The organism is Tsukamurella ocularis (assembly GCF_965138335.1).
In the GTDB taxonomy this organism is placed as follows: domain Bacteria; phylum Actinomycetota; class Actinomycetes; order Mycobacteriales; family Mycobacteriaceae; genus Tsukamurella; species Tsukamurella ocularis_A.
The window spans coordinates 79875-88596 of sequence record NZ_CBCSDV010000020.1 but is presented as its reverse complement, the minus strand read 5'-3'; the positions used below and the strand labels follow the sequence as shown (position 1 = coordinate 88596).

11 protein-coding genes are annotated in these 8722 nt (G+C 72.3%); 7 read left to right on the top strand and 4 right to left on the bottom strand.

The features are described from left to right. The first annotated feature begins 608 nt into the window (after window positions 1–608). A complete protein-coding gene (locus tag ACNAYW_RS17735) occupies window positions 609–1031 on the top strand; it encodes a DoxX family protein (RefSeq protein WP_415850978.1) in 423 nt (140 codons plus the stop codon). A gap of 16 nt (window positions 1032–1047) precedes the next feature. Here ACNAYW_RS17735 and ACNAYW_RS17730 read toward each other — a convergent pair whose 3' ends face one another. Continuing rightward, on the bottom strand, window positions 1048–1422 hold the full coding sequence (locus ACNAYW_RS17730; protein WP_415850977.1) for a YccF domain-containing protein: 375 nt from the start codon (window positions 1420–1422) through the stop codon (window positions 1048–1050). A gap of 34 nt (window positions 1423–1456) precedes the next feature. On the opposite strand from ACNAYW_RS17730, the gene ACNAYW_RS17725 reads away from it, so the two are divergent. Beyond that, window positions 1457–1792, top strand: coding sequence for a PNPOx family protein (locus tag ACNAYW_RS17725; protein ID WP_415850976.1), 336 nt, complete (start codon window positions 1457–1459; stop codon window positions 1790–1792). A 12-nt stretch (window positions 1793–1804) separates the two neighbouring features. Here the strand turns inward: ACNAYW_RS17725 and ACNAYW_RS17720 are convergent, their stop codons facing one another. Both ACNAYW_RS17720 and ACNAYW_RS17715 read right to left on the bottom strand, forming a co-directional pair. Continuing rightward, window positions 1805–2656 carry an amidohydrolase family protein gene (locus tag ACNAYW_RS17720; protein ID WP_415850975.1) on the bottom strand — a complete coding sequence of 284 codons (852 nt, stop codon included), beginning with the start codon at window positions 2654–2656 and terminating at the stop codon, window positions 1805–1807. Next, entirely contained in the window at window positions 2653–2979 is a 327-nt protein-coding gene (locus tag ACNAYW_RS17715) for an L-rhamnose mutarotase (RefSeq protein WP_415850974.1), read from the bottom strand. The genes ACNAYW_RS17720 and ACNAYW_RS17715 overlap by 4 nt, the downstream gene beginning before the upstream one ends. 187 nt (window positions 2980–3166) lie before the next feature. Here ACNAYW_RS17715 and ACNAYW_RS17710 point away from each other — a divergent pair, with 187 nt between their 5' ends. The 5 genes from ACNAYW_RS17710 to ACNAYW_RS17690 are packed head-to-tail and all read left to right on the top strand — an operon-like array spanning window position 3167 to window position 7793. Continuing rightward, on the top strand, window positions 3167–4018 hold the full coding sequence (locus tag ACNAYW_RS17710; RefSeq protein ID WP_415850973.1) for a fumarylacetoacetate hydrolase family protein: 852 nt from the start codon (window positions 3167–3169) through the stop codon (window positions 4016–4018). 1 nt (window position 4019) lies between these two features. Beyond that, the gene (locus tag ACNAYW_RS17705) at window positions 4020–5327 is read left to right on the top strand and encodes an enolase C-terminal domain-like protein (protein WP_415850972.1); all 1308 of its coding nucleotides are present in this window, start codon (window positions 4020–4022) and stop codon (window positions 5325–5327) included. Then, window positions 5324–6085, top strand: coding sequence for an SDR family NAD(P)-dependent oxidoreductase (locus ACNAYW_RS17700; protein WP_415850971.1), 762 nt, complete (start codon window positions 5324–5326; stop codon window positions 6083–6085). Before ACNAYW_RS17705 ends, ACNAYW_RS17700 begins: the two co-directional genes overlap by 4 nt. After that, on the top strand, window positions 6082–7044 hold the full coding sequence (locus ACNAYW_RS17695; protein ID WP_415850970.1) for an aldo/keto reductase: 963 nt from the start codon (window positions 6082–6084) through the stop codon (window positions 7042–7044). Before ACNAYW_RS17700 ends, ACNAYW_RS17695 begins: the two co-directional genes overlap by 4 nt. Window positions 7045–7079: 35 nt before the next feature. After that, window positions 7080–7793 carry a FadR/GntR family transcriptional regulator gene (locus ACNAYW_RS17690; protein ID WP_415850969.1) on the top strand — a complete coding sequence of 238 codons (714 nt, stop codon included), beginning with the start codon at window positions 7080–7082 and terminating at the stop codon, window positions 7791–7793. On the opposite strand, the gene ACNAYW_RS17685 is transcribed toward ACNAYW_RS17690, so the two are convergent. Further along, window positions 7790–8707 (bottom strand): helix-turn-helix transcriptional regulator, encoded by a 918-nt coding sequence (locus ACNAYW_RS17685; RefSeq protein ID WP_415850968.1) that lies wholly within the window; start codon window positions 8705–8707, stop codon window positions 7790–7792. The genes ACNAYW_RS17690 and ACNAYW_RS17685 overlap by 4 nt on opposite strands. Between the last annotated feature and the right edge of the window lie 15 nt (window positions 8708–8722).

Here is an 8722-nt window from a genome sequence, read left to right as displayed (position 1 = left end):
CTCCCACCCCATCCCTCGCCCGGCGGTCGGCTCCCGACGTTGCTCCCGATGTGCAGGGCAGATCCGGCGGTCTCCGATGATTCCCAGCGGTTTCGGTGGCCGCGACCTGCGATTCCGACGCCGAAACCGCTGGGAANCGGTGGTGCCGTCTCCGGCGAATCGATGGCGGCAGTCGCTGGCGGACCGGTGTCGTCCCCCACGCGGCGTCGACGGGGCATGGGGGGAGGGGCGGTCCCCCATGAGGCGACCGGCGTCCGATGGGGGAGGCGCCGTCCCCCACGCGGCGTGTTCGTCCCCTGCGCGGCGAGATCCGCACCGCGTCGCACTCCGCCGCGTTGCTCGTCCCCCGCGCCGCATTTCGTCCCCCGCGCCGCGCCGATCCGCGGTCCTGACGTTCCGTCCCCCATGAGAAGCCGCTCGTGTGGTGGGGGAGGCGCCGTCCCCCACGCCGCGCCGCCTCCCTCGTGGGAAGCCGGCTCCTCCCGCGCCGAACGCCGATTCCCCTACGGGACGCCACGCATCCGCCCTATTGACGCAACCGATCGGTTGTGTGTACGGTGTGAACATTGCTGATGTTCACACCGTGAACACCGAACCGAGGAGCACTCATGACCGCCGACGTCGCACCCGCACCCGCAGAATCCGCCACGCAGGGCCGCTCGAGGTCCTGGATCGCGGGCATGGTGATCACCGTGCTGGTCTGGGCGTTCCTCGTGTTCGACGTCGTCGGCAAACTGACGAAGCCGCAGGCCGTCATCGACGGCACGCTGAAGCTCGGCTTCCAGGAGAAGCACATCCTGGTCATCGGCCTGATCCTGCTGGTCGGCGTCGTGCTGTGGACGATCCCGCGCACCGCGGTGATCGGCGCGATCTACCTCACCGGCTACCTCGGCGGCGCCGTCGCCATCAACCTGCGCGCCGAGCAGCCGATCGCGGGCTTCGTGCTCTCCGGTGTGTACGTGGGCATCCTGATCTGGCTGGCGATGATCCTCCGCCGCCCCGACCTGCGCCGTGCGATCCTCGGCCGCTGAGCGCGGACGTCCCGACCTACGAGGTCGGGACGATCTCCGAGCCCAGCGGCAGCAGGGACAGCCGGATCATCTTGAAGTTCGCCACGGCCAGCGGGATGCCGATGATGGTCAGGCACAGCGCGATCCCGGTGAGGATGTGCCCGATCGCGAGCCAGATCCCCGCGACGAGCAGCCAGATGATGTTCCCCAGCAGCGAGGCCGCGCCGGCGGACGGCCGGTCCACGACGGTCCGCCCGAACGGCCACAGCGCGTAGTTGGCGATGCGGAACGACGCGAGGCCGAACGGGATCGTCACGATCAGCACGCAGCAGATGATCCCCGCGACCGCGTACCCGACGGCCATCCAGAACCCGCACAGCACCAGCCAGATGACGTTGAGGATCAGCTTCATGACCCCAGTATGCCGACGCGGCTACCGTGGTGGCATGAACCTGTTCCAGCGCACCGCCAAGCTGTTCAACGCCGCATTCACGCCGCTGCTGTCCCTGCCGGTCATCGGTCCCGCGTTGGGGAAGTCGATGGTCACCATCAGCTACACCGGCCGCAGGTCCGGTAAGCCGTTCTCGTTGCCCGTCGCGTATCAGCGCCGCGGCGACGAGGTGGTCATCGGCGTCGCCATGCCGGAGCAGAAGCAGTGGTGGCGCAACTTCCTGGGCGAGGGCGCCGACCTCACGCTCCACTTCCCCGACGGTGACCGCACGGGCCGCGCCGTCGCCACCGCCGGGGCGGACGGCACCGTCGTCCGGGTCGCCCTGGCCTGACCGCGGCGCCGATCAGGCGGACAGTCGGTAGACGCGGCGCGCCGTCCCGCCGAGCACCGCCTCGCGTTCGGTCGGCGACGCCCCGTCGAGCAGGTCGACGGTGAGCCCGAGCACCTCGTGGTACGAGGCATGCAGGAGGCAGACCGGCCAGTCGGAGCCGAACATCACCCGGTCCGCGCCGAACGCGGCGAGCACGTGCTGCGCGTAGGGCTCGATCAGCGCGCGGCTCCAGGGGCGCGGTGGGCACTCGGTCACCAGCCCCGACAGCTTGCACGCGACATGGGGGAGCGCCGCCATGTCGGTGATCCACGCCGCCCACGGCTCCCACTCGCCCGCACCGATGTTCGGTTTCCCCGCGTGGTCGATCACGAACGACGCGTCGGGCAGTCGACGCGCCGCCTCGAGGGCCGCGGCGCGCTGCGGCCCGCGGACCAGGAGGTCGAAGGCGAGGCGATGCTCGGCGGCGGACGACAGCCCGCGGAGCACGGACGGGCGCACGAGCCACCGCGGGTCGGGTTCGTCCTGCACGAGGTGTCGCAGGCCACGCAGCTTCCCGCCGCCGGGCGCGGCGGCGAGCTGGTCCAGCCTGGTGCCGCACCGCGACGAGATCAGGTCCACCCATCCGACGACTGCACCCACCGGTCCTGCGGACGCGAGGAGGTCGTAGGTCTCCGCGGACGAGTTCAACGCCTGCACGGCCACGGTCGCGCCCACCTCGCCGGCGTCGGAGTCGGCGGCCGTCGTCGCCGCGGCGAGGTCGGCGACGGTGAAGTCGCGGTCGATCGCCTCCATGCCGGGCGCGTCGAGCCAGCCGTGATCGTGGCGCGCGCGCTGCCACAGGTGGTGGTGGGCGTCGACGATCATCCGCGCCCCAGGGGGAGGGCCCACACGAGCGGGATGCCGCGGTCGTCGCCGGAGTAGTCGTCGGGCACGTCGAGCAGCTCCGCCATCCGTTCCTGCCAGGGGATGTTCGCGGGATGCTGCGCCAGGTGCCGGCGCATCGCGCGGTAGTCGTCGACCTCGACGAGGTGGAACAGGTCGCGCCCGTCGCGCCAGATCCGCCATGAACGGACCCCGGCCTCGCGGAGCGCGACGTCGAGGTCGTCGGGGATCGTGGCGTGCACGCGGTCGTACTCCGCCTCGGCTCCGGTCTTGAGGCGCGTGTGCAGGGCGATCGTTTCCGGCATGATTCCTCCGATCACTCATCGGGCATACTCGATCAGTCTACGGCCGCGCGACAATGGCGGCGCCCGGTTGACCGACAGACCTCCGATGTTTAAAGTCGGTTCGTGTGACGCATGACACAGCGTACGGCGCGGTCGTGGGAGGGCCCGAGACCGCTCGGGCCGGTCGCTCCACTGCGGAAGGACGTCGATGAGGCTGCGGCGAGTCGGAGAGGCGGGCGCCGAACGCCCGATCGTGTCGACCGGGGACGGGCGATGGTTCGACGCCTCGGCCGTGGTCCCCGACTACCACCCGGGGACCCTCGGCGACGTGCGGCGCGTGCTCGCGGAGGCCCTGGAGGCCGCCCGGCTGCCGGAGTTCGATCCCACGGGGATGCGCGTCGGTGCCCCGGTCGCCCGCCCGGGCAAGGTCGTCTGCATCGGCGTCAACTACCTCGCGCACGCGCAGGAGACGCAGCACGCCGAGCCCGCCGAGCCGGTGATGTTCCTCAAGACCTCGGCCACGATCGTCGGCCCGTACGACGAGGTGCTGATCCCGCGGGGCTCGGTCGCCACCGACTACGAGGTGGAACTGGCCGCCGTGATCGGCAGCACGGCACGGTATCTCGACGATGCCGAACAGGGCCTCGCGTGCGTCGCCGGGTACACCGTCTCGGACGACGTCTCCGAGCGCGACTTCCAGATGAACCGCGGCGGGACCTGGGACAAGGGCAAGAACTGCGAGACCTTCAACCCGCTCGGTCCCGAGCTGGTCACGGCCGATGAGATCCCCGACCCGCAGCGGCTCGACATCCGATTGACGGTCAACGGCGAGGTCCGCCAGCAGGCGAACACGGCGCAGATGATCTTCGGCGTCGGCGAGATCATCCGCTACCTCAGCGGCTTCATGGTCCTCGAGCCCGGCGACGTGATCAACACCGGCACCCCGGCGGGGGTCGCCTTCGGATACCCGGACCCGAAGCCCTACCTGCGCCGCGGCGATGTGATCGAGACCCGCATCGATCTGCTCGGCGGCCACCGATCCGTTCTCGGGGAGGCCTGAGATGCCCGGCGTCTTCACCGGATTCCGCACCCTCGACGTGCGGTTCCCCACCTCGGTCGACCTCGACGGCTCCGATGCGATGAACGTCGACCCCGACTACTCCGCGGCCTACCTGATCCTCGGGACGGACGCGGGCGACGGCCTCGAGGGGCACGGCTTCGTCTTCACCATCGGCCGCGGCAACGACGTGCAACGCGCCGCCGTCGAGGCCCTCGCGCCGTACGTTCTCGGGCGCGACGTCGACGCCGTCCTCGGCGACCTCGGCGGCGTCTACCGCGACCTCGTCTACGACGCCCAGCTCCGCTGGCTCGGCCCGGAGAAGGGCGTCATGCACATGGCGATCGGCGCCGTGGTCAATGCCCTCTGGGACCTGCGCGCCAAGCGGGCCGGCGTGCCGCTGTGGCAGCTGCTCGCCGAGCTGAGCCCGCAGGAGATCGTCGCCCTCGTCGACTTCCGCTACCTCACGGACGCCCTCACCCCCGAAGCCGCCCTCGCGCTCCTCGCGGCCGCCGAGCCGGGCCGGGCCGAGCGCGTCGCGGCGTTGCGCGCGAACGGCTACCCCGCGTACACCACCTCGCCGGGCTGGCTCGGCTACTCGGACGAGAAGCTGACGCGGCTCGCGAAAGAGGCCGTCGCCGAGGGCTTCACGCAGATCAAGCTCAAGGTCGGAGCCGATATCGACGACGACGTCCGGCGGCTCCAGCTCGCCCGGGCGGCGGTCGGCGACGACGTGCGCATCGCGATCGACGCGAACCAGCGGTGGGACGTGGACGACGCGGTCGCGGCGATCGACCGGCTGCGGGAGTTCGATCCGTGGTGGGTCGAGGAGCCCACGGCGCCCGACGACGTGCTCGCGCACGCCGCGATCCGTCGGCGGGCGGCGCCGGTCCGCATCGCCACCGGCGAGCACGCCCACAGTCGGGTGCTGGTCAAGCAGTTGCTGCAGGCGGAGGCGATCGACGTCCTCCAGCTCGATTCCACCCGCGTCGCCGGCGTCAACGAGAACATCGCGATCCTGCTGCTGGCGGCAGCTTTCGGCATCCCGGTGTGCCCGCACGCGGGGGGCGTCGGATTGTGCGAGCTGGTGCAGCACCTCGCCATGTTCGATTTCGTGGCCGTCTCCGGGACGGTCGCGGACCGCAGCATCGAATACGTCGATCATCTTCACGAGCACTTCATCGATCCGGTCCGCATCGTCGACGGGACCTACGCGGCGCCCACCGCGCCGGGCTTCTCGGCGCAGATCCGACCGGACACGCTCGTACGGTTCGGGTTCCCCGACGGGGAGGCCTGGAAGGGAGCACAATGAGCAGCGCAGATGAATTCGCGGGATTCCGGGCGGTCGTGACCGGCGGCTCCTCGGGGATCGGCCGGCGGACGGTGGAGGAGCTGATGGTGCGCGGAGCGGTGGTCGCGGTCCTCGACCTCCAGTCCGATGGCGCTCCGCCCGATTCCATGGGCGTGGCATGCGATGTGGCCGATGACGATTCGGTGGCGGCGGCCGTGGCCGTCGCCGCCGAGTACCTGGGCGGGATCGACGGTGTCGTGAACAACGCCGGCATCGGCGCGCAGGGCACCGTCGCGGACGGTGAGCTCGACGAGTGGCGGAAGGTGCTGGAGGTCAACGTCCTCGGGACGGTGCGCGTGACCCGTGCGGCGCTGCCGCACCTGCGTCGGTCCTCGAATCCCGCGGTCGTCAACACGTGCTCGATCGCCGCGACCGCGGGCCTGCCCGGCCGCGCGCTCTACAGCGCGTCGAAGGGCGCGATCGAGGCGATGACCCGGGCGATGGCGGCCGACCATGTGCGCGAGGGGATCCGGTTCAACTGCGTCAACCCCGGGACGGTCGACACCCCGTGGGTGCGCCGCCTGCTGGACGCGGCGGCCGACCCTGCGGCCGAGGAGGAGTACCTGCGGCAACGGCAACCCACCGGGCGCCTGGTCACGGACGCCGAAGTGGCGGGCGCGATCTGCTACCTGCTCAGCCCCGCGGCGTCCGCCACCACGGGCACCTCCCTCGCGGTCGACGGCGGCATGAGCGGCCTCCGACTTCCGCCGCGGCGGTGACGGTGCACGCGAGCCGGCCCTTCGGTCGCGGCGGCCTGCGCGTCGCGCCGCTCTCCTTCGGCGCCGCGGCGATCGGGAACCTGTACACCGCGGTCGGCGACGCGGAGGCGACGGCGGCCGTGCGGGCCGCGGCCGATGCCGGCGTCGACTACTTCGACACCGCCCCGCACTACGGGCTGGGACTCTCCGAGCGCAGACTCGGTGCGGCACTGGCCGACCGGACGGATGTCGTGATCTCCACCAAGGTCGGCCGCCTGCTCCGCCCCGTGACCGGCGGCCGCGCATCCGGCGACACCGAGGGGTTCGCCGTGGCGGCGGACGTCGAGCGGGTGTGGGACTTCAGCCGCGACGGGGTACTGCGATCGATCGAGGCGAGCCTGGAGCGGCTGGGGCGGGACCGGATCGACGTGGTCTACGTGCACGACCCCGATGAGCACGTCGCGCAGGCGTTGGACGGCGCGTTCCCGGCGCTCGACGAGCTGCGTCGACAGGGCGTCATCACCTCCTACGGCGCCGGGATGAACCAGGCGGCGATGCTCACCCGGTTCGTGCGCGAGACCGACCTGGACACGGTCCTCGTCGCGGGTCGGTACACCGTGCTCGACCGCAGCGCCGCTGATGATCTGCTGCCGGCCTGCCTCGAGCGCGACGTCTCCGTGGCCGCGGGCGGCGTCTTCAACTCGGGCATCGCGGCCGCCGCGGATCCGCGGCCCGGCGCCACCTACGACTACGCGCCCGCACCGCCCGGCGTTCTCGACCGGGCCCGCCGGCTCGCGGCGGTGTGCCGGGCGCACGGCACCACGCTGCCGCACGCCGCGGTGCACTTCCCGCTGCGGCACCCCGCCGTGCGGACGGTACTGCTCGGGATGCGGTCAGCGGACGAGGTCCGTGCCGATCTCGACCTGCTGGCGGCGCCCCCGCCGGACGCCCTGTGGGCCGACCTCGAGGACGCATTGTGAGGCCGCCCGCGCCGTCCCGCCGTTACGATTGATCGATGTCGACCAACGAGGGTGCCGGGCGGATCTCGCGGACGGACGACGCGATTCTCAAGCTCAAGGCGATGATCACCGACGGGGAACTGCCCGCCGGGAGCCGCCTGCCCCGCGAGGCCGACCTCGCCGCACGACTCGGCCTGTCGCGCAACTCCCTCCGCGAGGCGATCCGAGCGCTGGCGATGCTGCGGATCCTGGACGTCCGCCAGGGTGACGGCACGTACGTCACGAGCCTCGAGCCCACCCTGCTGCTCGACACGATGGGCTTCGTCGTCGACTTCCAGCAGGAGGACTCGGTCCTGCACTTCTTCGAGGTGCGGCGCATCCTCGAGCCGGCCGCCACCGCGATGGCGACGCACCGGATCACCGACGAGGGGCTCACGATCCTGGAGGCGACGCTGGCGCTCGGCGGCCCCGACGCCTCCGTGGAAACCCTGGTGCAACAGGACATCCTGTTCCACCAGACCATCGCCGAGGCGTCCGGAAACCCGGTGCTGCGGGCGCTCATCGCGGGGCTCTCCGCGCCCACCCTGCGCGCCCGGATCTGGCGCGGCACCGAGCAGGAGGACGCCCGCGCCCGCACGATCGCCGAGCACCGGCAGATCTTCGACGCGCTGGTCGCCGGCCAGGCCGACGTGGCCTGCGCCTGCGCGACGGTGCACATCGCGGGCGTCGAGGGCTGGATCCGGCGCGCGATGGCCGACGGCGCGTCCTAGCCCGTCCCGAGCGCCTCCGCGGCGGCGGCGAGCCGCTCGGCGAGCGCGGCGCGCACCGCGGGCGGCCCGAGCACCTCGACGTGGGGGAGCGCGCCCCACAGCGTCCACACCGCGCGTCCGACGTCGCTGAAGCCGAGGGTGCCGGCACCGTCGGGCCCGGGCGGGGTGACGATCGTCCCGAACCCGGACAGTTTGGTCCACCCGTACTCGTCGGCGCGCAGGTCCACGGTCACCGCCTCCCGCTCGGAGCGGAACGAGGCGCGGGACTCCTCGAACTCGGCCGCGAGATCGACCTCGACGGGGCGGCGCGCGGGCTCGGCGAGCACCGTCACGTCCTCGAACCGCGAGGTCCGGTAGGTGCGCCGCGCGCCGTCGCGCAGTGCCATCAGATACCAGGCCTGTCCGGCGTGGACCAGCCCGACGGGGTCCAGCGTCCGCTCGGCGGCGGCGCCCCCGCGGGGACGGTAGACGGCCCGCACCCGCAGCCCGTCGATGACGGCGCGCTGCAGCTCGCCGAGGTACGGGTCGGGCTCCGGCGCGTGGGCGAAACCGTCGGGGCGCACGTGGATCCGCTGGGCCGCGGCCGCCGCCTCCCGACGGTGCGCCTCCGGCAGCGCCGCCGCCACCTTGCGCATCGCGCCCGCGAAGGCGGGGGAGTCGGGCGCCCCGGCGAGCAGCGCCTTCGCCTCGTCGAGGGTGAGGCCCGTGAGGTCGGTGCGGTAGCCGGGGAGCAGGCTGATGCCGCCGCCGCGGCCGCGGTCGGTGTAGACGGGGACGCCGGCGGTCCCGAGCGCTTCGACGTCGCGCAGCACCGTGCGGGTGGAGACCTCCAGCTCCGCCGCGATCTGCGCGGCCGTCATGGTGCCGCGGTGGCGCAGCAGCATGAGGACGGACAGGAGGCGGTCGGCGCGCATGACTCCGAGATTGCC